This window comes from Xanthobacter aminoxidans (assembly GCF_043193615.1).
Taxonomy (GTDB): Bacteria; Pseudomonadota; Alphaproteobacteria; order Rhizobiales; family Xanthobacteraceae; genus Xanthobacter; species Xanthobacter aminoxidans.
In genome coordinates, this window is the sequence record NZ_JBAFUS010000001.1 from 211,184 (window position 1) to 233,138 (window position 21,955).

Here is a 21,955-nt window from a genome sequence, read left to right on the forward strand (position 1 = left end):
CATGCGTGTCGACGCCTTCGATTTCCACCTCCCCGAGGAGCGCATCGCCCTGCGCCCGGCCGAGCCGCGCGACACGGCGCGGATGCTCGTCGTCCGCCCCGGCGCCACGCCGGAGCTGGAGGACCGCATCGTGCGCGACCTGCCGGACTTCCTGCGGCCCGGCGATGCGGTGGTGGTGAACGACACCCGCGTCATCCCCGCCGCGCTGGAGGGCGTCCGCTCGCGCGAGGGCGGCTCGGACGTGGCGGTGGAGGCGAACCTCATCAAGCGTCTCGCGCCGGACCGCTGGCGCGCCTTCGCCAAGCCGGGCAAGCGCCTGCGGGTCGGCGACCGCATCCGCTTCGGCGGCGAGGGCGGCGCCTGCCTGCTGGGCACGCTCGATGCGACCGTGGCGGCCAAGGAGGACGACGGCTCCATCGTCCTCGCCTTCGATTTCGCCGGTGACGTGCTAGACGAGGCGGTAGCGGCCGTGGGGCACATGCCCATCCCGCCCTATATCGCCGCCCGCCGCCACGAGGATGCGCGGGACAAGGACGACTACCAGACCCTGTTCGCCCGTGTCGCCGGCTCGGTGGCGGCGCCGACCGCGAGCCTGCATTTCACGCCCGATCTCCTCGCCCGCATGGCCGCCGCCGGAGCAGCGCTGCACAAGGTGACGCTGCATGTGGGCGCCGGCACCTTCCTGCCGGTGAAGGCGGACGACACCTCCGGCCACACCATGCACGCCGAGTGGGGAGAGGTGACGCGCGAGACGGCGGACGCCCTCAATGCGGTGAAGGCGAAGGGCGGACGCATCTTCACCATCGGCTCCACCTCCACCCGCCTCATCGAGAGCGCGGCGGGAGAGGACGGCGCCATTCGGCCCTTCGTGGGGGAGACGGACATCTTCATCACCCCCGGCTACCGCTTCCGCGCGGTGGACGGAATGCTCACCAACTTCCACCTGCCGCGCTCGACGCTGGTGATGCTGGTGGCGGCCTTCATCGGCCATGAGGCGCAGAAGCGCGCCTATGCCCATGCGATTGCGGAAAATTACCGCTTCTATTCCTATGGCGATGCGTGCCTGCTTCTGCCACAAGGCGGCGCATGACGTCCGACACGCCTGCCGACACCTTTTCCTTCACCCTCTCCGCCACCGACGGCGCCGCCCGCACCGGCTTCGTCTCCACCCCGCGCGGGCGAATCCGCACGCCGGCCTTCATGCCGGTAGGGACGGCCGCGACGGTGAAGGGGCTCTATTTCGACCAGGTGAAGGCGGCGGGCGCGGATATCGTGCTCGGCAACACTTATCACCTCATGCTGCGCCCCGGCGCCGAGCGGGTGGCGAAGCTCGGTGGCCTGCACAAGTTCATGCGCTGGGACGGGCCGATCCTCACCGATTCCGGCGGCTTCCAGGTGATGAGCCTGTCGAGCCTGCGCAAGATGAGCGAACAGGGCGTCACCTTCCGCTCCCATGTGGACGGCGCCTATCACGAGATGAGCCCGGAACGCTCGGTGGAGATCCAGGGCCTGCTCGGCGCCGACATCCAGATGCAGCTCGACGAGTGCGTGCGCTTGCCCTGCACCGACGAGGAGGCCGAGCGCGCCATGCGCCTGTCGCTCCGCTGGGCGGAGCGTTCCAAGCGCGCGTTCGAGACGCAGCCCAAGGGCCGCGCGCTCTTCGGTATCGTGCAGGGCGGCGCCGTGCCGGCGCTGCGGGTCGAGTCGGCCCGCGCCCTCGCGGACATGGACTTCCCCGGCTATTCCATCGGTGGCCTTGCGGTGGGCGAGCCGCAGGAGGTCATGCTCGCCATGATCGAGACGGTGGCGCCGCACCTGCCGACGACCAAGCCCCGCTACCTCATGGGCGTCGGCACGCCGGACGATCTGCTGGAGAGCGTCGCGCGCGGCATCGACATGTTCGACTGCGTGATGCCCACGCGCTCCGGCCGGCATGCGCTGGCCTTCACCCGCTTCGGCCGCATCAATCTGAAGAACGCCCGCCACGCGGAAGACCCGCGTCCGCTGGACGAGGAGAGCGACTGCCCGGCCTTGCGCGATTATTCCCGCGCCTATCTCCACCACCTCGTGCGCTGCGAGGAGATGCTGGGGGCCATGCTGATCTCCTGGGCCAACATCCACTACTACCAGCAGCTCATGGCCGGCGCCCGCGCCGCCATCGCAGCGGGCCGGTATGGGAACTATGTGGCCGAGACGAAGGAAGGCTGGGCGCGGGGCGACCTGCCGTTGTGGGAAGGCTGAAGGTCGGCGGCGTGGATGCCCCGGATGAACCGGGGCATGACAGCGCAAGCCTCAGAACCAGATGCGTCCGCGCACGGCCTGCTGGGCGGCCCACCACATGGCGAACTGACGGCGGAAGGGGGAGAGGCCGGCGGGCTGGCGGAACGGGTCGCGCACCCTGGCCAACGCCTTGAGATCACCGGCCACCAGCGCCAGCGGCAGGAAAGGTGCGGCGATGGAGGTGGCGGCATAGGTCTGCCCGGCCGCCTCGCGGGCTTCCCACAAATGGCGGGCCGCCGTCTCCCGCAAGTCCGCCAGCGCCGCCAGCAGGCCCGGCGTGACCGAGCCCGACACCGCCTCCTCCCGACCCACGCCATGGCGGGCGAGGACATCCAGCGGGATGTAGCATTGCCCGCGCGCGGCATGGATGGGGAAAGCGCGCATCAGGCCAGTCATGGCGATGGCGACGCCGCCGTGCCCCGCAAGGTCGCCGGAGCGACCCACGTCCGGCAGCAGAATCAAGGCCGAGAGCTGGAGCAGCGCCGAGGCGGTCTCGCCGGCATAGCCTTCGAGATCGCCGACAGTGGGCATGGGATCATCATACAGGTCGAAGACCCGCGCATCGGCCATGGCGATCAGGCTTTGGCGCGGCAGGCGGAAGCGCGCGATGGTGTCGATGAGCGCGGCGGCAATGGGATGCCCGGCCACATCGCCCCTGCCCTCCCCCTCGATCACCTCCCGCCACCAGGCGAGTCGCACCTCGCCGGGCAGCGCCTCGCGCACCACCTCACGCACCCGGGCGACATCCAGATTGTAGGCGTAGAGGGCGAGCAGGTGCTTGCGCTTGTCCTGCGGGGCGAACAAGGCGGCGAGGAAGCGGTCGCGATCCTGCGCCTGCACCTGTGTGGCGCAATAGGCATAGGCTTCGTCGAGCGCCTTGTCGTCGAGCGCCGGGTTTTCCATGGCTCAGACCGCGATCAGCGCCGCACCGACCCGCCGGCCCTCGGCGAGGAGCACGTTGTAGGTGGCGGCGGCGGAGGGCGTGGGCATCAGCTCGAACCGGATGCCGGCCTCGCGCAGGATCTGCTTGAGCGGCTCCTTGAGGTGCGCCGGGTCCTTGCCCGTGCCGATGAGGAGCAGCTCGACGGCCCCGGCATCCGCCACCACGGGCGCGAGCGAAGCGGCATCGATCTCGGCCACGCGCACCGGCGCCCAGCCGCGGATGCCGGACGGCAGCGCGAGGATGGAGCCGGCATGGGACATGCCGGCGAAGTGGAAGAAGGTGTCGCCATAACCGTCGATGGCGACCTGCCGCGGCAGGAAGGGCGCGCCGTCCGGGGCGGCCACGTCCGCGCCTCAGGCCTTGGCCGGACGCGCGGGACCGGCCTTGCCGTTGGGCTTTCCGTTCTTGCCCTTGCCGCTCTTGGACGACACACCGGTCGCAGGCGCGGCCTCGGGCGGGACTCCGGCAGCGGCGTCCTTCGCCTCCAGCTTCACCAGCTCGTCCAGCTCCTTCACTTCCGGATCCGCCGCGTCCTTGGTGGGGAGGCTGACCGTGGAGGCACGCAGGCCGAGATGGATGAGGATCGGGGCGGCGACGAAGATGGTGGAATAGGTGCCGATCACCACACCCACCGTCATCGCCAGCGAGAAGCCGCGCAGCACCTCGCCGCCGAAGAAATAGAGCGCGAGGGTGGCGAAGAAGGTGGTGGTGGAGACGATGATGGTTCGCGAGAAGGTCGCGTTCACCGCGATGTCGAGCAGCTCGGGCAGCGGCAGCTTCTTGTAGCGGCGCAGCATCTCGCGGATGCGGTCGTACACCACCACCGTGTCGTTGAGCGAATAGCCCATGATGGTGAGGATAGCGGCAATGGACGTGAGGTCGAAATCCACGCCGAACGCCGAATAGATCATCAGCGTGACGAAGATATCGTGCAGCGTCGTCACGATGGCGCCGACGGCGAACTGCCACTCGAAGCGGAACCACAGATAGGCGAGCACCGCTACCGCGCCGAGCACCAGCGCGAGGATGGACTGACGCACCAGCTCGCCGGACACGCTCGGGCCGACCGTCTCGACGCGCCGGACCGTGTAATCGGTGCCGAGCACGCCGTTCACCTTGGCGAGGATGGCCTGCTGGGCCTCGTCCGTGGTGCCGAAGGCGCCGATGCGGATCAGCACGTCCCGCGGCGAGCCGAACTCCTGGATCTGCACGTCGCCCACGTCGAGGTCGGTCAGGTGCTCGCGCAGCGCGCCGATGTCGGCCTGCTGCTGGCTGGTCTGCGCCTCGATGAGCGTGCCGCCCTTGAAGTCGATGCCGAGGTTGAAGCCGTGGATGGCGAACAACAGGCACGCAACGATGGACAGCGCCGCGGAGAACGGGAACGTCCAGTGCCGCAGGCGCATGAAGTGGATGTTGGTCTGCGCCGGGATGTAATCGATCAATGGCATGTGCGGCGCACCTTCAGATGGGCAGCTTCGCCGGCCGCCGCCACTTCACCCAATAGGCGATCATGAGCCGCGTCAGGGTGTAGGCGGTGAACATGGTGGTCAGAAGGCCGAGGATGTAGGTGACGGCAAAGCCGCGCACCGGACCCGACCCGCCCATGAGGAACAGGATGACCGCCGTGGCGAGCGAGGTGATGTTGGCGTCGAGGATGGTGCCCAGCGCGTTCACGAAGCCCTTGTCGATGGCCGAGATGGCCGACCGGCCTTCCCGCGCCTCGTCGCGCATGCGCTCGAAGATGACGACGTTGGAGTCCACCGCCATGCCGATGGTGAGCACGACGCCGGCGATGCCCGGAAGGGTCAGCGTGGCGCCGAGCACCGACTGGAGCGAGAACATCAGGATGATGTGCACGGCCAGAGCGATGAGCGCGAACAGGCCGAACAGACCGTACACGGCGAGCATGAACACGGTGACCAGGCCGCCGGCCACATAGGCCGCGGTCTTGCCCGCGTGGATCGAGTCGGCGCCGAGGCTCGGGCCGACCGTGCGCTCCTCCACCACCTTCAGCGGGGCCGGCAGGGCGCCGGCGCGCAGCAGGATGGCGAGATCGTTGGCCTGCTGCACGGTGAACGCGCCGGAAATCTGGCCAGCGCCGCCGAGAATCGGCTCGCGGATCACCGGGGCGGAGATCACCTGATTGTCGAGCACGATGGCGAACGGCCGGCCGACCGCTTCCTGCGAGACGGTGGCGAAGCGCTTGGCGCCATTGTTGTTGAAGCGGAAGGAGACGATGGGCTCGCGCGAGTTCTGGTCGAAGCCCGGCTGGGCATCCACCAGATCCTCGCCGGAGACGCGGACCTGCTTTTCCACCAGATAGGGCTGGCCGTCCTGGCCCTTCAGCACTTCCGATTCCGGCGGCGCGCGGCCTTCCAGCGCCTGCTGCGGCGACATGGACTGGTCCACCATGCGGAAGGAGAGCTTGGCGGTCTGGCCGAGCAGGTTCTTCAGGCGCTGGGGATCTTGCAGGCCGGGCACCTGCACCAGGATGCGGTCGAGGCCCTGGCGCTGGATGTTGGGCTCCACCGTGCCGAGCTGGTCGATACGGCGGCGGATGATCTCGATGGACTGCTCCACCGCCGAGCGCATCTTGGCGGAGAGGCCGGCGTCGGTCAGTTGCAGCGTTACGACGCCATCGGCGCCGGACGAGACGGTCATATCCATCTCGCCCGAGGAATTGCCGAACAGCGCGTTGGTCACGGGCGCGGCGAGCTTCTTCAGCTCGGTGACGGCCTTCTGCGTGTCGTTGGGGTCACGCAGGCGGAGCGTCACGCTGGTGTCGCGCAGCGCGAGGTTGGAATAGCCGATCTTCTGGTCCCGCAGCACGCGGCGCACTTCGTCGCGCAACTGCTCGGTGCGCTCCTTGCGGAGCGCCGGCCCGTCCACCTCCAGGAGGATGTGCGAGCCGCCCTGCAGGTCGAGGCCCAGCGTGACCCGGCTCGACGCCAGCCACGACGGCAAGCGGTCGAGCATGCCCGGGGAGAGCACGTTGGGCAGCGCGAACAGGAACCCGATGGCGATGGTGATGAGGATCGCCGCGGTCTTGAGACGGGAGAAGTGCAGCATGTCGCGCGCGGTCTTTCAGAAAGCGTGAGGCGGCCGGATCAACCGGCCGAGGCCTCGTCCTTGGCCGGTTCGCCCTTGGCGCGGACGGTGACGATCTGCGAGCGCATCTGCCGGATGCGGACGTTGTCCGCGATCTGCAGCTCGACCTCCTCGCCGCCCTCGATCACCTTGGTCACCTTGCCGACCAGGCCACCACCGGTGACGACCACGTCGCCGCGGCGCAGGGAGTTGACCATCTCCTGATGCACCTTGGCCCGCTTCTGCTGCGGCCGCAGGATCAGGAAGTACATGACCACGAAGATCAGCAGGAACGGGGCGAGCTGAATGAGCATGTCAGCCCCGCCGCCGGCTCCCGTGGCGCCTTGGGCGAAAGCGGGCGTGATGAACATCTCGATCCTCGTTCGTCTGTGAAGGGAATCCGCATTCCGCCGGGGTCCGGCGAAGCGGCGGGACTATAGCTGCCGCCCCGTCGAATGCAAACGCGGGGCCTGTTGGTTCACGCAGCTGTTGAAAAGGCAGGGCGGGCTGCCGCCTCCCCGCCCCCTACTTGCCGTCGAACAGCAGCGCGAGGCGGGTCATCCAGGGCTCGTCGGTCTGGTCGAGGCGCAGCGGCGTGACCGAGATGCGGCCTTCGTCCAGCGCGCGCAGATCCGTACCGGGGGAGGTCTCGTAGATGCGGCGCTCGAAGGCGATCCAGTAATAGGGGTTGTTGCGGCCGTCGCGGCGCTCGTCGATGCGCATCAGGCGCTGGTCGCGCTTGCCCTGGGCGGTGGCGGCGATGCCGGTGATCTCCTCCGGCGCGCGGTCCGGGAAGTTCACGTTCATGACGATGCCGGGGGGAATGCCTTCGTCCAGCAGCATCTGGATGATGCGCGGCGCGTGGGTCTCGGCGGTGACGAAATTCGGATTTTCTCGCGTGCGCATCCCGAAGGCCTGCGACAGCGCGATGGAGGGAATGCCGAGAATCGTCCCCTCGATGGCGCCGGCGACGGTACCGGAATAGCTTACGTCCTCGGCGATGTTCTGGCCGCGATTGACGCCGGAGAGCACGAGGTCGGGGGGATTGTCGATGAGAAGATGCCGCACCGCCATGATGACGCAATCGGTGGGCGTGCCCTTCACCGCATAGCGCCGCTCCTCCACCTGCCGCAGCCGCAGCGGATCGGAGAGGGAGAGCGAGTGGGCGACGCCCGACTGGTCGAACTCCGGCGCCACCACCCACACGTCGTCCGTGAAGGTGCGCGCGATGGCCGCGCAGCTGTCGAGGCCCGGCGCGTGGATGCCGTCGTCATTGGTGACCAGAATGCGCATGGCGTGTTCCTTTGGCCGGCACTGTCGGCTCTCGCCGTTCCCGGGCCGTCATCCCCCGGCTCGTCCGGGGGATCCACGGTTAGGCCGGGAGCCGATATGCCGAGATCGCTCCGGCGGCGGGGTGGATGCCCCGGACAAGCCGGGGCATGACAACGTCATGGGGCGGAGACGGCCGTGAAGGCCCCTGCCCCTACTTCAGCTTCTCGATCATCTGCAGCCCGCCCATATAGGGCAGCAGCGCGTCCGGCACGGCCACGGAGCCGTTCTCCTGCTGGTACGTCTCCAGCACCGCGACGAGGGCGCGGCCGACCGCCACACCCGAGCCGTTGAGCGTGTGGACATAGCGCGGCCCCTTGCCCTCGGCGGGCCGGTAGCGGGCATTCATGCGCCGGGCCTGGAAATCGCCGCAGACCGAGCAGGAGGAGATTTCGCGATAGGCATTCTGCCCCGGCAGCCAGACCTCGATGTCGTAGGTCTTCTGCGAGGCGAAGCCCATGTCGCCCGTGCAGAGCGTGACCACGCGATAGGCGAGGTCCAGTCTCTTCAGCACCGCCTCGGCGCAGGCGAGCATGCGCTCGTGCTCCTCGGCGGACTTCTCCGGCGTGGTGATGGAGACCAGCTCCACCTTGGTGAACTGGTGCTGACGGATCATCCCCCTTGTATCCCGCCCCGCCGCGCCGGCCTCGGCCCGGAAGCAGGGCGTGCAGGCGGTGAGGCGCATGGGCAGCTCTTCCTCGGAGAGGATGGACTCGCGCACGAGGTTGGTCAGCGGGACTTCAGCGGTGGGGATGAGCCAAAAAGGAATATCGTGCTCGATCGGCTCGTTTGGATCGCGATCGGCAAGCATTGACGCCCCACCCATCCATTCGTCAACCGCGTTCCGCATGAATTGATGCGCCGCGGCCCGAACTTCAGGCGTATCTACCAACCGTCCATCTTTCGAGCGCTCAAACTGGGCGTCCGCGGCGAACTTCTTTATTGCATCCTGCATAACAAGGCTCACGTCATCGATCGTGGCCCCTTTTTTTGTCTGAAACTGATCGTCCCGAAACTTCGGCAGCTGCGCCGTGCCGAACATGGCGTCATCCCGCACGAGCAACGGCGGGTTCACCTCCATGTACCCATGCTCGCCCGTATGCACATCGAGGAAGAACTGCCCCAGCGCACGCTCCAGCCGCGCCAGTGGGCCCTTGTTCACCACGAAGCGCGCGCCGGAGAGTTTGGCGGCGGTCTCGAAATCCATCTGGCCGAGGCCTTCGCCCACCTCGAAATGCTGCTTCGGGGTGAAGCTGTAGGTGCGGGGCGTGCCGAAGCGGCTCTTTTCCACATTGTCGTGCTCGTCGGCGCCCTGCGGCACCTCGGCGAGGGGCGCGTTGGGGATGGCGGCGAGTTCGCCGTTCAGTTCGGCCTCGATGCTTTTGGCTTCCGCCTCAAGCGCCGGCACGTCTTCCTTCAGCTTCGCCACTTCGGCCATGAGGGCCGAAGCTGTGGCCTCGTCCTTCTTCGCCTTCGCCTGCCCGATCTCCTTGGAGGCGGCGTTGCGGCGGGCGAGCAGGGTTTCGAGCTTGGTCAGCGTCTCGCGGCGCCGGGTGTCGAGGTCGAGGAGCTTAGCAACAAGGGCTTCCGCCGCAGCCTTGGCGTCAGCGGAATTGTTGCCGCGGCGCGCCAGCGCGTCGATGAGGCCGGCCGGTTCCTCGCGGATCCATTTGATGTCGTGCATGGCAAGCTCCGCCTCATGAAGGCGGGACGGCCTCCTCACCACCGTCATGCCCGGCCTTGTGCCGGGCATCCACGTCGGGCCGACAGCGCCAGCGTCCGGCGACCGCGCCCGGCGGCGCGGTGGATGCCCCGGACAAGCCGGGGCATGACGGCGTTTAGGGGAGAGAACCCGTCCGCGCCCAAGAATTCCAATAATCCGGGAAGGCCCCGCCGTCAGTCCGCTGTCGCGGCGTCGGCTGCGTTGCGCGCCGCTTCCGCTATCAGCCGACGCTTCTCGACGACGCCCACCAGATAGACGGACACCTCGTAGAGAAGCAGCGTCGGCAGGGCAAGGGAGAGCTGGCTGATGACATCCGGTGGGGTCAGCACCGCGGCGAGCACGAACACGCCGACGATGGCATAGCGCCGCGCCTTCACCAGCATATCCCGCGTCACCACGCCGATCTGCCCGAGCAGGGTGAGGATGACCGGAAGCTGGAAGCAGATGCCGAAGGCGAGAATCAGCGTCGTGATCAGCGAAAGGTATTCGGAGACCCGCGGCAGCAGGGAAATCTCGGCCTTCCCGTCGCCGCCCACCTGCTGCATGCCGAGGAAGTAGGTCATGGCCAGCGGCATGGCGACGAAATAGACGAAGGCCGCGCCGATGAGGAAACAGATGGGCGTGGCGATGAGATAGGGCCGGAAGGCCGCCTTCTCATGCTTGTAGAGTCCCGGCGCCACAAACATGTAGACCTGCGTCGCCACCACCGGGAAGGAGATGAAGGCAGCGCCGAACATGCCGAGCTTGATCTGGGTGAACAGGAACTCCTGCGGTGCCGTGTAGATGAGCTTCACCCCGGTGCCGAAGCCGGAGGCGAATTCATAGGGCCACAACAGGATGTTGTAGATCTGCTTCGCCAGCATGAAGCAGGCGATGAAGGCCACGAGGAACGCCACCAGCGACTTGATGAGGCGCGAGCGCAGCTCGATCAGGTGCTCGATGAGCGGGGCCTTGGAGGCGTCGATCTCGTCCTGATCGCTCATCACGCGCTCTTGGTCTCGCCCGCGGTGGGCATGGTCTCACCAGCGACGGGAAGGCTCTCGGGAGCCGGCTCAACGGCTATGGCAGGCAGCACAACCGGCGCGGGGGGCACGGCCGCCTCCACGGAGCGGCGGATTTCGGCGCGGATGGCGGCCATGGGGTCGGGCAGTTCCACGGGTGGGGGCAGGTCCGGCAATGCCGCCGGGGTCGCGGGAGCCGGCGGGGTCGGGGTCGCGCCCTCCACCGTCGAGCGAATCTCCTCGCGGATAGAGCGCAGCGGATCGAACATGTCGGACGTGGCGAGGGTGGAGCGGGCGGTCTCGGTGACGTCGCTGATTTCCTTGCGCATATCGGCAAGGTCCGCTTCGCGCAGCGCCTCCTGGAACTGCCCCTGGAACTCGCCAGCCATGCGGCGCAGCTTCGTGACGGTGCGTCCCACGGTGCGCAGCACCGTAGGCAGCTCCTTGGGACCGATGACAATCAGCGCGACAATGCCGATCAGCATCAGCTCGGACCAGCCGATATCGAACATGAGCCCGTCTGTCCGGCGGTGGTGCCGCCGCCCTCTTCAAGAGTTAGAGGCAGAGGTCCGTCAGACGGGCTTCTTCTCGGCTTCGGGGGCGCTCGACGTCTGGTGCGGCAGCGGGCGCGGCGCCTCGGGAGCGGCCGGGGGAGCCTTCACCGGCTCGTCGTCGTCGGCCATGCCCTTCTTGAAGGACTTGATGCCCTTCGCCACGTCGCCCATCAGATCGGAGATCTTGCCGCGACCGAACAGGAGGAGCACCACGGCCAGCACCACGATCCAGTGCCAGATGCTCATCGAACCCATCTAACCATCCTCCAAGGATATTCTTTGTGCCCCAGCGGCAGGCCGCAGAGCCATTCGGACGGCGACACTAGGCTCCGCCCGCGGCGAAAACAAGGACTTCACCGGGATCGACCAGAAGCCCCGTCTCGTCGCCCTTCTTCACGTTTCCCGCGTCCCGGAGGCGCAGCACCAGCGGGCGCTCCAGCCCGTCCGCGATCACTTCCACGAGATCGAGCTCGCCCAGAAAGCGCCGCTCAAGCACCCGCCCCGGCACGCCGCGCCCGGCCGGCGCGAGCGCAATGCCCTGCGGGCGGATGGCGACGATGGCCGGTCCCTCGGGCAGCTCCGGCGCCGCGAACCCGCCGATGGGCGTGTCCGCCATGCCGCCGACGATTCTGGCCTCGATCTCGTTCAGCTCGCAGAAGAATCGCGCCACACCGAGGTCCGCCGGGTGACGGTAGAGTTCGGCGGGCGCGCCGAGCTGCACCAGTTCGCCCTTGCGCAGCAAGGCGATGCGGTCGGCGAGGCGCATCGCCTCCTCGGGATCGTGGGTGACGATGATGACCGTCGCCTTGGCCTCGCGCAGCACCGCGAGCGTGTCCGCCCGCACCTGATCGCGCAGGCGACGATCAAGGCCGGAGAAGGGCTCGTCCAGAAGGAGGATGCCCGGCCGCGGCGCCATGGCGCGGGCCAGCGCCACGCGCTGCTGCTGTCCGCCGGACAATTCGTGGGGATAAACGTCGGCGAGGTCGGCGAGGTCCACCCGCGCCAGCGCCAGCCGCGCCTCCCGCATCGCCTCGGTGCGCTTCAGGCCGTTGAGGCCGAACATCACGTTCTCGAGGTTGGTGAGGTGCGGGAACAGGGCATAGTCCTGGAACACCAGCCCCACCCCGCGCCGCTCCGGCGGCACGAACGCCCCCTGCCCCGCCACCACCTCGCCATCGATGAGGATTCGGCCCGCGTCCGGCTGCTCGATGCCCGCCGCGAGGCGCAGCAGCGAGGTCTTGCCGCAGCCGGACTGGCCGAGCAGGCACAGCACCTCCCCCGGCTCCACGGCGAGGCTCACCCCGCGCACGGCGGCGACGTCGCCATAAGCGAGTTCAACGGCCTCGAAGGAGAGGCCCTTGGCGAAGGCGGCAGGGGTGCGGCTGCGGGTCATGCCCAGGGTCTCGATCTCGTCAGCCAGAACCGCCTCCTCACGCGTCGCCATCATCTTCGGGCGCGGCCTCGCCCGGCTCCTCGTCCTCGGGCGGGGGCGAGAGGTGGAAATCCAGCATGTCCGGCTCCAGCGCCTCCTCGTCCTCGCGCAGGCCCGGATCGTCGGACGGCAGCGGAATGGCGAAGCCGGCGGGGATGCGCCCGTCGATGAGGCCGGCGCCCTTCAGTTCGTCGAGGCCGGGCAAATCCTGCACCGCATCGAGGCCGAACTGGACGAGGAAGGCCGGTGTCGTGCCATAGGTCACGGGCCGGCCCGGCGCCTTGCGGCGGCCGCGCAGGCGCACCCATCCGGTCTCCAGCAGCACGTCCAGCGTGCCCTTGGAGGTGGAAACGCCGCGAATCTCCTCGATTTCGGCGCGGGTGACGGGCTGGTGGTAGGCGACGATGGCCAGCACTTCGATGGCCGCACGCGAGAGCTTGCGCGCCTCCGGCACCGGCCCGGCGACGACGCGGGCGAGGTCCGGCGCCGTGCGCAGCATCCAGCCGCCAGACGCCCGCACGATGTTGACGCCGCGCCGGGCGTAATCGGCGGTCAGGGCCTCCATCAGAGCGGCGATGTCGGCGTCGGCGGAGAGGTGTGGCTTCATGGCCTTGGCGTCCACCGGCAGCGGCGAGGTGAACAGCAGCGCCTCGATGGCCCTCAGATCGCGCGCAAAGGCATAGGCGCGCTCGTCCTCCGGACGCACGTCGAACAGGTCGATGCGCGGGACGGGACGGGTCATCTCTCCTCTCCGGGCGCCGCATCGGGCGCGTCGAACGGCAGCAGCGGCTCCGGCTCCACCGCGGGTCGCGGACGCAGCCACAGGGGAGCGAAGGGGGCATCCTGGCGGATATCCAGCATCCCCTCCCGCACCATCTCCAGGCTGGCCGAGAAGCTCGACGCGAGCGCAGTCGCCCGCTGCTCGGGCGTCGTCATGTAATCTAGCAGGAATTGGTCCAGCCGCATCCATTCGCCCACCACCTCCGCCCCGAGCAGCCGCTCCAGCCGGGCGCGGGCCTCGGCGAGGGACCAGACGGTGCGGGTCTTGAGCGTGACGTGGGACAGCGCCTTGGTCTGGCGCTGGCGGGCATAGGCGGAGAGCAGGTCGTAGATGGTGGCCGTATAAACCGTGTAGAGCGGCTCTTTCGAGGGCGGCGGCAAGGCGCGGGCGAAGGCGTCGCGGCCCATCTGCGGGCGCGCCATCAATTGCGCGGCGGCGCGGCGGATGCGCTCCAGATGCCTCAGGCGCCGGGCGAAGGCGGCGGCCATCTCCTCCGCGCTCGGCCCCTCCTCCTGCGGTGGAGCCGGCAGCAGCAGGCGGGATTTCAGATAGGCGAGCCACGCTGCCATCACCAGATAGTCGGCAGCCAGCTCCAGCCGGCCGCGCCGGGCCTCCTCGATGAAGGCGAGGTACTGGTCGGCAAGGGCGAGGATGGAAATTCTGGAGAGATCGACCTTCTGCGTCCGCGCCAGCGCGAGGAGCAGATCGAGCGGCCCCTCGAAGCCGTCCACGTCCACCACGAAGGTCTCGTCGGACGTGGCCGGAGCGCGATCGGTACCGATCTCGAAGGCGTCCGGACCGGACTCGCCTGAGGTCGGCCCCGTCACGGGTCAGCCCACCATCTTGAGCTGGGCCGCCACGACGGCACGCAATTCCTTCGCATCCACCGGATCAGGCGTCACCCGCAGGGCCAGCGCCTTGGCGGCACGGGCATAGGCCTCGCCGGTCAGCACGGGCGCGGAGGCGGCCACCTTCTCCATCTCCTCCATCTTGCCGTTGCAGTGGAGGAGCATGTCGCAGCCCGCCGCCAGCGCATCGCGGGCACGGGTTTCCATGGTGCCGGCGAGCGCGCCCATGGAGAGATCGTCGCTCATCAGCATGCCGTCGAAGCCGATGGAGCCGCGCACCACCTCGGACAGCACCACCAGCGAGGTGGTGGCGGGGCGGTCCGGGTCGATGTCGGCATAGACCACATGGGCGGTCATGCCGAGGGGCAGGTCGGACAGGTCGCGGAAGGCGGCGAAGTCCATGCCTTCCAGCTCGCCCCGCTTGGCGGTAACGACGGGCAGCTTCTCGTGGCTGTCCACCGGCGCGCGGCCGTGGCCGGGGATGTGCTTCAGGACGGGCAGCACGCCGCCTTCCATCAGCCCCACCGCCGCCGCCCGCGCCAGCGCCGCCACCGCGATGGGCTCGGTGCCATAGGCGCGATTGCCGATGATGCCGTGGCCATCGGGATGGCGCAGGTCCGCGCAGGGCAGACAGTCCACGTCGATGCCGAGGGCGTAGAGGTCTGCCGCGATGGCCCGCGAATTGAGCCGCACCGCCTCCAGCGCCGCTGTCGGATCGGAGAGGTACAGGCTGCCGAACGCCTCGGCGGGGGGATCATCTGTCCAGTGCGGCGGGCGCAGCCGCTGCACGCGGCCGCCTTCCTGGTCGATGAGCACCGGCGCCACCCAGCCCACCGCCTCGCGCAGGTCGGCGACCAGCGCGCGCACCTGGTCGGGGTCCGCCACGTTGCGGGCGAACAGGATGAAGCCCCAGGGCTCCGCATCCCGGAAGAAGCTGCGCTCGGTGGCCGAAAGGTTCGGGCCGGCACAGCCGGCGATGAAGGCGCGCGAGGTCATGTGTCCGGCCTATAAGCGGGCATCGGCGCCGTCAAGCGCGCGTGCAGCTCAGCTCTCGCCTGTCCCCGCGCAGATTTTGCCCCGCTTTGTCGGCCGTGGTCATACTCGTGCGTCCTCGTCGTGACGCCAGGGAGCCTCAGCCATGATGTACGCCATCCTCTGTTACCATGAAGAAGACGTGGTCTGTTCCTGGAGCCAGGAGCAGGACGACGCCGTGATGGCCAAGATCGCGGCGGTGCAGGAACGGCTCACCAAAGCCGGAAAGATGGGCGCATCGCTCCGCCTCCTGCCGACCACCGCCGCCACCACGATGCGCAAGACGCAGGACGCGCCCCTCATCATCGACGGACCCTTCGCCGAGACGAAGGAGCAGTTGCTGGGGTTCTACCTCGTGGATGCCGCCGACCTCGACGACGTGCTCGCCATTGCCCGGGACCTCGCGACGGTCAATCCCGGCGGCACCTATGAGATTCGCCCGGTTCGCGCCTTCTTCCCCGACCAGCGCACGGAACAGAAGACCGGCACATGACCACTTCCGCCCTCACCGACCCGGACTGGATCAACGGCACCCTCACCGCCGCCCGGCCGCAGGCGGTGGCCGCGCTGCTGCGCTATTTTCGTGATCTCGACACCGCAGAGGAGGCGTTTCAGGAAGCCTGCCTGCGCGCGCTGCGCACCTGGCCGGTGAATGGCCCGCCGCGCGATCCCGCCGCCTGGCTCATCCTCGTCGGCCGCAACGCCGCCCTCGACGGCGTGCGCAAGCGGGCGAAGCATGATCCCCTGCCCCCGGACGACCAGCTCTCCGACCTCGACGACGCCGAGGCGCCCCTGGCCGAGCGGCTGGACAATTCCCACTATCGCGACGACGTGCTGCGCCTGCTCTTCATCTGCTGCCATCCGGAACTACCAGCGACGCAGCAGATCGCGCTTGCCCTGCGCATCGTCTCCGGCCTCACGGTGAAGGAGATTGCCCGCGCCTTCCTCGTCAGCGAGGCCGCCATGGAGCAGCGCATCACGCGCGCCAAGGGCCGCATCGCCCGCGCCGACGTGCCGTTCGAGGCCCCCGGCCCGGTGGAGCGCGCCGCGCGGCTGGGGACGGTGGCGGCCATGGTCTATCTCGTCTTCAACGAAGGCTATTCGGCCGGCGGCGAGCCCAGCCGCGCGGGCCTGTGCGACGACGCCATCCGCCTCGGCCGGCTGCTGCTGCGCCTCTTCCCCACCGAGCCGGAGATCATGGGGCTGGTGGCTCTTATGCTGCTCCAGCACGCCCGCGCCGCCGCCCGCTTCGATGCGGATGGGCGAGCCATCCTGCTCGACAGGCAGGATCGCTCGAAATGGGATCGTGAACGCATCGCCGAAGGGCTGGCGCTCATCGACAAGGCCATGCGCCACCGCCGCCCCGGCGCCTACCAGATCCAGGCGGCGGTCGCCGGCCTGCATGCCCGCGCGGCGACGCCGGAGGAGACCGACTGGGCGCAGATCGACGCGCTCTATGCGGCGCTGGAATTTCTCCAGCCCTCCCCGGTGGTGACGCTCAACCGGGCGGTGGCGGTGAGCAAGGTGAAGGGTGCGAAGGCGGCGCTCGCCATGATCGAGCCCTTGGCGCCGCAGCTCTCCGGCTATTTCCATTTCTTCGGTGCCCGCGGTGCCTTCCTGCTGGAGCTGGGCCGACATCAGGAGGCGCGCAGCGCCTTCGATAGGGCCATCGCGCTGGCCAACACCCCGGCGGAGGCGGAGCACATCCGCGCGCAGATCGATCTCATCCAGGCACAGGCCTGAGGAAAAATGCGGGCAGGCTGTCGGGACGGGCGCCGTCCGCCCGTCATCACAACAGGCGCGCTCCGGCGCCGGAGGAGGAACGCATGTCCGATACTGCCGAGACCACCATGCCGTCCATCGATCCCGCCGCCATGCCCCCGGTGAAGGGCGGCGTCACGGCCTATCTGACGGTAGAGGGCGCTATGAAGGCCGCCGATTTCTACCGCAAAGCCCTCGGTGCGGAACTCGCCTTCGCCATGCCGCCGGACGAGAGCGGACGCACCATGCACGTCCATCTCTACATCAACGGCTCGTCGGTGATGCTGGCCGACCCCTACCCGGAATACTGCTCCGGCCCCGTGGAAAAGCTCGGCGGCTTCAACCTCTCGCTCCATGTGGGCGACACGGATGCCGCCTTCGCCCGCGCGGTGGAGGCCGGAGCGACGCCGGTGATGCCGCCGGAAGACATGTTCTGGGGTGCCCGCTATGCGCAGGTGCGCGACCCGTTCGGCGTGCTCTGGGCCTTCAACCAGCCGCGCTGAGTGTGAGGGAGGCGCGGCTCAGCCCACCGCGCTCACCCGCTCCTCGTCCATGCCCTCCTCGTCGGGATGGCGGGCGGGGAGTATCTCCAGCGCCTCCTCGGCCTGCGCACGGGCGAGGACCGCGGCGGCGTCCTCCGCCTCCCGCTGGCGGTTCCACAGGGCGGCATAAAGCCCGCCCTTGGCCAGCAGCTCCGCATGGCAGCCACGCTCGGCCACCTTGCCGTCGGCGAGGACGAGGATCTCGTCCGCGCTCACCACGGTCGACAGGCGGTGGGCGATGACCAGCGTGGTGCGCCCCTCGGACACGCGGTCGAGCGCGTCCTGGATTTCCTTCTCGGTGTGGCTGTCCAGCGCCGAGGTTGCCTCGTCCAGCACCAGGATGGGCGGCGCCTTGAGCAGCGTGCGGGCGATGGCCACGCGCTGCTTCTCACCGCCGGAAAGCTTCAGGCCGCGCTCGCCCACCTCGGTCTTGAAGCCCTTGGGCGTGGCGCGAATGAAGCCGTCGATGCGAGCGAGCCGCGCCGCCTCTTCCACCTCTGCCTCCGACGCCGCCGGGCGGCCGTAGCGGATGTTGTAGGCGATGGTGTCGTTGAACAGCACCGTGTCCTGCGGGACCATGCCGATGGCGGCGCGCAGGCTCTCCTGCGAGATGTCCCTGAGATCCTGCCCGTCGATGGTGATGCGGCCGCCGGAGACATCGTAGAAGCGGAACAGCAGGCGCGAGAGTGTGGACTTGCCCGCCCCCGAAGGCCCGACGATGGCCACCGTGCGCCCCGCCGGCACCTCGAACGAAATGCCCTTCAGGATTTCCCGGCCGGCATCATAGGAGAAGCGCACGTCCTCGAACCGCACCGTGCCGCCCGAGACCACAAGGTCCGGCGCGCCGGGACGGTCGGTGACTTCCGGAGCCACTTGCAGCACGGCGAACATGGCCTCGATGTCGACGATGGCCTGCTTGATCTCGCGATAGATGAAGCCGAGGAAATTTAAAGGGATGTAGAACTGGATCATCATGGCGTTGACCATGACGAACGAGCCCACCGTCTGCCGCCCGGCGCGGATGTCGAGCACGCACATAACCATCACCGCCGCGAGGCCGATGGAGAAGATGAGCGCCTGTCCGGCGTTCAGCCAGGCCAGCGAGGTATAGGTGTTCACCGTCGCCTTCTCGTAGCGCGCCATGGAGCGGTCGTAGCGGGCCGTCTCCCAGCGCTCGGCGCCGAAATACTTCACCGTCTCGTAGTTGAGCAGGCTGTCGATCGCCTTGGTGTTGGCATCGGTGTCGCTCTCGTTCATCTCCTTGCGGATGGCGAGGCGCCACTCGCTGGCGACATAGGTGAACAGGGAATAGAGCACCACCGTCGCCGAGACGACCGCCACATACCGCCAGTCGAACGCGAACAGCAGCACGCCGAGCACCATCACCAGCTCGACGATGGTCGGCGCCAGTTGCAGCGCAAGCATGCGCACGATGGTCTCGATGCCCGAGCGCGCCCGCTCCAGAACGCGCGTCAGCCCGCCCGTCTTGCGCTCCAGATGGAAGCGCAGGGACAGAGCGTGCATGTGCTCGAACGTCTCCATGGCGAGCCGCCGCACGGCATTGAGCGCCACCTTGGCGAACAGGCCGTCCCGCAGCTGGGTGACGCCGGCCATGAGGATACGCCCGAGCCCGTAGGCCAGCGTCAGCGCCACCGGGGCGCCGATGACGAGAGCCCAGAAGCCGACATCCGGCGTCGCGGTCTTGCCGGCGGCCACCTCGGCGGTCAGGGCGTCGGTCGCCCATTTGAACAGGAAGGGCACCGCCATGGTGGCGCCCTTGGAGGCGAAGAGCAGGACGAAGGTGACGACCACGCGCGCGCGCAGGTCCGCCCGGTCGGCCGGCCACAGATAGGGCCACAGGCCGCGCAGGGTGGAGAACATGGCGTCGGAGGAAACGGCGGCCCGCCGGGCTGCGGGCTTCTTGGATTGGGACATGATGGCCTAACTTTGGTCCGGTGCGCCGGGTGCACAGCAGCCCGACGGACGGCGGAGCGCCTTGAACAGCGCATCGATCTCTTCAGCCAGCGCATCGAGCGCCGCCGTGTCGAGGCAGTAGCTGGACCGCTGCCCCTCGGTGCGGCCGCGGATCAGCCCGGCATCGAGGAGAACCTTCAGATGTTGCGAGACGGTGGACTGCGCAAGGGGCAGCGCCTTCACGATCTCGCCGCACACGCACCGCTCCTGCCCCGCCAGCGTCTCCAGCATGGCGAGCCGTGCCGGATGGGCGAGCGCGCGGAGCCTTGCCGCGAGATCGGCCCTTGCGGTGCCGGTTTCATCGGCAGCGGCGGGGTCCGGGGTTGGGAAAGTGGGCGCATTCATCGTTCATCGACGATAGACGATGAATGACCATCGAACAAGCTCTTTGCCCCCGCCCGCGTCACGCCGCCGTCGCGGGTGCGCACTATTCGCGCTCTATTCGCCCTCGGGCGGCCTGCCCTACCGGCCGCCAAGTTTGGTAAAGTGCGCGCATGGCCAGAATCGACAGCGTCTGTGTGTATTGCGGCTCCGCCACCGGCGGCGATCCGGTGTTTGCCGAAGAAGCCCGGCGTTTCGGGCGCATCCTTGCCGCCGAGGGCGTGCGCCTCGTCTATGGCGGCGGCGGCATCGGGCTGATGGGCGAAGTGGCGAGCGCGGTAGCGCTGGCCGGCGGTACCGTCACCGGCATCATCCCCCGCTTCCTCATGACCCGCGAGCGCGCTTTTGCCCACGAGGCGGAGATGATCGTCGTGGAGGACATGCACGAGCGCAAGCGGCTGATGTTCGAGCGGGCGGATGCCTTCGTGGCCCTGCCCGGCGGCGTCGGCACGCTGGAGGAACTGGTGGAGCAGCTCACCTGGGCCCAGCTCGGCCGGCACAAGAAGCCGATCCTCATTCTCAACACGGCGGGCTTCTGGGATCCGTTCGTGACGCTGGTGGATCACATGCGCGGCGCCGGCTTCATCCGCTCGGACACGCCGGTGGAGATGCTCACCGCCGACCGCGCCGAGGACATCCTCCCCCGCCTGCGCGCCGCTGCCGAGAAGGTGCCCGAGCGCGCGCTTCACGCGACAGACGGCACCATCGCCGGCCGCATGTAAGCTCCCGTCGGTCCCGCTGCGCGGTCAGCCGTTGGGCTGGTCCAGCGCGGCGATGGCGACCATGACCACGGAGCCGATCAGCATGATTGCGACGACGGTCTGCATCTCCTGAACCCTTGCTGCACTGCGGCAGAAGAAGCGTAGCCTCAGAAGAATAGTTGTTGCACTGCACAACGCGCAGGGCACGGATGTGCCACACGCAAGGCAGCGGTAGCATGGGCGGCGAACCCGGCCTCCGCGGCCGCCCGGCCTCGTTCACGGCTTTCGACCGCCGCGCGCGACCACGCCACGCCGTCCTTGAAGAGGTCAGGCAAGAGGCTGTCGCCCAGAGGTATCGTGGCGCCGCTGTGAGACTCGAGCAGCAAGCCGGAATTGTGCGGCTCAACACCGTCGATGTTTCAGCTTGGAAATCGGCGCCTGGACCAGTGTTGGCGCGAAACGGATCGCTGAGCGTCTTGATCCGCAGCAAGGGATCGACGGCGGTATTGTTGTAAAAGTGGACCGACCATCGGGAACGAGGGGTCTATAAACCTGCCAAGAGTGTTCAGGTCTGCTACGAATCCCCCGTGGGGGTCGCGGGCTCCCTAACGGCCAGCCGAAAGGACCGATCATGAAGCGAATTCACGGCGTGTTGCCTGGCGTCTTCGCCGCCGCAGCGCTGGCCGCTGCGATCGCCTGTCCCCCCACGGCACAGGCGCAATCCAAACCAATGGTCAATTTGACCGATCCCTGCCCGATCAAGGCTGAGAACTGGCGCGGCCGGGCCTTTTACGAAATTCTGTTCATGTTCCGGCAACCCGATGGTGGCGGGATCGGCAACTATTTCAACTCGCTCGGCAACGCGCTTCCCGAGCCCAACGACGCGATGGACGTGCGCTTCCGCGCTCTGGATGCGGAGACCCTCAGGAAGGATTACGGGGGCGACGGGGTCTTCTTCAACGGCCCGCGGCGTCTGGTGGCGAACACCGTAACCGGGATGTCCTGGGAAGGCTGCAAGCAGAGAGTGATCGCCGGGATCCCCTTGAACCTGGACGGCGTGTTCGAAGTCCCGAGCTTGGAAAAATTCGTTTCCGGATCCATGCCGCCCTACAGGCCGATGGTCTCGAAACGGACCAGCTCCATGATCTTCAATGCGGGCCAAACGGTGTACGAGCTGATCACGCCCGAGGGCGCCGTCTACACCATGTTCAGTCTGTCCCTGAAGATCGACCCCAAGAACACCATCGAAGACCTGCCCACCCTGGGCGAGCGACTGACCTTGCCGACCGGATGGCAGTTCAGATCACGCAAGCTGGACAACGAGATGGTTCTGACGGCCACCGCCGACTCCAACCCACCCAATACCGTCGTTCTCGACCAGCTTGAGGGCAACTACCAGTACAACGCTGGCGCCAGCGCCAAAAAGTAGCCTGTTCGCCACCCGGCGAAGGCGGCCGGCCGGCCGGAATCCGCCAGCGGTATTCTGCCGCTCACCCGGCCGAACAGGCCAAATCCACCCGCTAGAACGAACGTGACGCTGGATAAAATTTGGGGGCAACGTCAACAGTAACAGTGGCGGTGGAGAA

23 protein-coding genes are annotated in these 21,955 nt (G+C 68.1%); 7 read left to right on the forward strand and 16 right to left on the reverse strand.

Annotation, left to right across the window (positions count from 1 at the left end):
* The first annotated feature begins 1 nt into the window (after position 1).
* The gene (gene queA / locus V5F74_RS00995; protein WP_394005736.1) at positions 2 to 1,090 is read left to right on the forward strand and encodes a tRNA preQ1(34) S-adenosylmethionine ribosyltransferase-isomerase QueA; all 1,089 of its coding nucleotides are present in this window, start codon (positions 2 to 4) and stop codon (positions 1,088 to 1,090) included.
* Positions 1,087 to 2,241, forward strand: coding sequence for a tRNA guanosine(34) transglycosylase Tgt (gene tgt / locus V5F74_RS01000; protein ID WP_394005738.1), 1,155 nt, complete (start codon positions 1,087 to 1,089; stop codon positions 2,239 to 2,241). The genes queA and tgt overlap by 4 nt, the downstream gene beginning before the upstream one ends.
* A 51-nt stretch (positions 2,242 to 2,292) precedes the next feature.
* On the opposite strand, the gene V5F74_RS01005 is transcribed toward tgt, so the two are convergent.
* The 14 genes from V5F74_RS01005 to nagZ form a co-directional block, all read right to left on the reverse strand.
* Positions 2,293 to 3,183, reverse strand: coding sequence for a phytoene/squalene synthase family protein (locus V5F74_RS01005; RefSeq protein ID WP_029558319.1), 891 nt, complete (start codon positions 3,181 to 3,183; stop codon positions 2,293 to 2,295).
* A gap of 3 nt (positions 3,184 to 3,186) precedes the next feature.
* On the reverse strand, positions 3,187 to 3,567 hold the full coding sequence (locus V5F74_RS01010; protein ID WP_394005740.1) for an Mth938-like domain-containing protein: 381 nt from the start codon (positions 3,565 to 3,567) through the stop codon (positions 3,187 to 3,189).
* A gap of 9 nt (positions 3,568 to 3,576) precedes the next feature.
* A complete protein-coding gene (secF, locus tag V5F74_RS01015; protein ID WP_029558317.1) occupies positions 3,577 to 4,671 on the reverse strand; it encodes a protein translocase subunit SecF in 1,095 nt (364 codons plus the stop codon).
* A 13-nt stretch (positions 4,672 to 4,684) separates the two neighbouring features.
* A complete protein-coding gene (secD, locus tag V5F74_RS01020) occupies positions 4,685 to 6,292 on the reverse strand; it encodes a protein translocase subunit SecD (RefSeq protein WP_029558316.1) in 1,608 nt (535 codons plus the stop codon).
* 38 nt (positions 6,293 to 6,330) lie between these two features.
* Entirely contained in the window at positions 6,331 to 6,681 is a 351-nt protein-coding gene (gene yajC / locus V5F74_RS01025) for a preprotein translocase subunit YajC (protein WP_024279263.1), read from the reverse strand.
* A 154-nt stretch (positions 6,682 to 6,835) separates the two neighbouring features.
* On the reverse strand, positions 6,836 to 7,603 hold the full coding sequence (gene surE / locus V5F74_RS01030; RefSeq protein WP_029558315.1) for a 5'/3'-nucleotidase SurE: 768 nt from the start codon (positions 7,601 to 7,603) through the stop codon (positions 6,836 to 6,838).
* Between the two features lie 190 nt (positions 7,604 to 7,793).
* Positions 7,794 to 9,323 carry a serine--tRNA ligase gene (serS, locus tag V5F74_RS01035; protein ID WP_394005743.1) on the reverse strand — a complete coding sequence of 510 codons (1,530 nt, stop codon included), beginning with the start codon at positions 9,321 to 9,323 and terminating at the stop codon, positions 7,794 to 7,796.
* Between the two features lie 212 nt (positions 9,324 to 9,535).
* Positions 9,536 to 10,345: a twin-arginine translocase subunit TatC gene (gene tatC / locus V5F74_RS01040; RefSeq protein WP_250166015.1), complete on the reverse strand. Its 810-nt coding sequence runs from the start codon at positions 10,343 to 10,345 to the stop codon at positions 9,536 to 9,538.
* Entirely contained in the window at positions 10,345 to 10,875 is a 531-nt protein-coding gene (tatB, locus tag V5F74_RS01045; RefSeq protein WP_394005745.1) for a Sec-independent protein translocase protein TatB, read from the reverse strand. Before tatB ends, tatC begins: the two co-directional genes overlap by 1 nt.
* Positions 10,876 to 10,935: 60 nt before the next feature.
* Positions 10,936 to 11,172 (reverse strand): twin-arginine translocase TatA/TatE family subunit, encoded by a 237-nt coding sequence (locus tag V5F74_RS01050; protein WP_024279268.1) that lies wholly within the window; start codon positions 11,170 to 11,172, stop codon positions 10,936 to 10,938.
* 67 nt (positions 11,173 to 11,239) lie between these two features.
* Positions 11,240 to 12,361, reverse strand: a complete 1,122-nt coding sequence (locus V5F74_RS01055; RefSeq protein ID WP_394007447.1) for an ABC transporter ATP-binding protein — start codon at positions 12,359 to 12,361, stop codon at positions 11,240 to 11,242.
* Complete coding sequence (gene scpB / locus V5F74_RS01060; protein ID WP_394005747.1) at positions 12,348 to 13,091, reverse strand: SMC-Scp complex subunit ScpB; 744 nt, start codon at positions 13,089 to 13,091, stop codon at positions 12,348 to 12,350. Before scpB ends, V5F74_RS01055 begins: the two co-directional genes overlap by 14 nt.
* Entirely contained in the window at positions 13,088 to 13,957 is an 870-nt protein-coding gene (locus V5F74_RS01065) for a segregation and condensation protein A (RefSeq protein WP_374251136.1), read from the reverse strand. The genes scpB and V5F74_RS01065 overlap by 4 nt, the downstream gene beginning before the upstream one ends.
* A gap of 3 nt (positions 13,958 to 13,960) precedes the next feature.
* Positions 13,961 to 14,974: a beta-N-acetylhexosaminidase gene (gene nagZ, locus V5F74_RS01070; RefSeq protein WP_394005749.1), complete on the reverse strand. Its 1,014-nt coding sequence runs from the start codon at positions 14,972 to 14,974 to the stop codon at positions 13,961 to 13,963.
* Between the two features lie 142 nt (positions 14,975 to 15,116).
* Here nagZ and V5F74_RS01075 point away from each other — a divergent pair, with 142 nt between their 5' ends.
* From V5F74_RS01075 to V5F74_RS01085, 3 genes are all read left to right on the forward strand, one after another.
* Complete coding sequence (locus V5F74_RS01075; RefSeq protein ID WP_394005751.1) at positions 15,117 to 15,503, forward strand: YciI family protein; 387 nt, start codon at positions 15,117 to 15,119, stop codon at positions 15,501 to 15,503.
* Entirely contained in the window at positions 15,500 to 16,753 is a 1,254-nt protein-coding gene (locus V5F74_RS01080; protein ID WP_394005753.1) for an RNA polymerase sigma factor, read from the forward strand. The genes V5F74_RS01075 and V5F74_RS01080 overlap by 4 nt, the downstream gene beginning before the upstream one ends.
* Before the next feature lie 83 nt (positions 16,754 to 16,836).
* Positions 16,837 to 17,274 carry a VOC family protein gene (locus V5F74_RS01085; protein WP_051679218.1) on the forward strand — a complete coding sequence of 146 codons (438 nt, stop codon included), beginning with the start codon at positions 16,837 to 16,839 and terminating at the stop codon, positions 17,272 to 17,274.
* Positions 17,275 to 17,292: 18 nt separating this feature from the next.
* On the opposite strand, the gene V5F74_RS01090 is transcribed toward V5F74_RS01085, so the two are convergent.
* The gene (locus V5F74_RS01090; protein ID WP_394005755.1) at positions 17,293 to 19,248 is read right to left on the reverse strand and encodes an ABCB family ABC transporter ATP-binding protein/permease; all 1,956 of its coding nucleotides are present in this window, start codon (positions 19,246 to 19,248) and stop codon (positions 17,293 to 17,295) included.
* 6 nt (positions 19,249 to 19,254) lie between these two features.
* A complete protein-coding gene (locus tag V5F74_RS01095) occupies positions 19,255 to 19,632 on the reverse strand; it encodes an ArsR/SmtB family transcription factor (protein ID WP_394005757.1) in 378 nt (125 codons plus the stop codon).
* A gap of 149 nt (positions 19,633 to 19,781) precedes the next feature.
* On the opposite strand from V5F74_RS01095, the gene V5F74_RS01100 reads away from it, so the two are divergent.
* A complete protein-coding gene (locus V5F74_RS01100) occupies positions 19,782 to 20,390 on the forward strand; it encodes an LOG family protein (RefSeq protein WP_024279279.1) in 609 nt (202 codons plus the stop codon).
* A 610-nt stretch (positions 20,391 to 21,000) separates the two neighbouring features.
* Positions 21,001 to 21,798, forward strand: coding sequence for a hypothetical protein (locus tag V5F74_RS01105; protein ID WP_029558300.1), 798 nt, complete (start codon positions 21,001 to 21,003; stop codon positions 21,796 to 21,798).
* Positions 21,799 to 21,955: the final 157 nt, after the last annotated feature.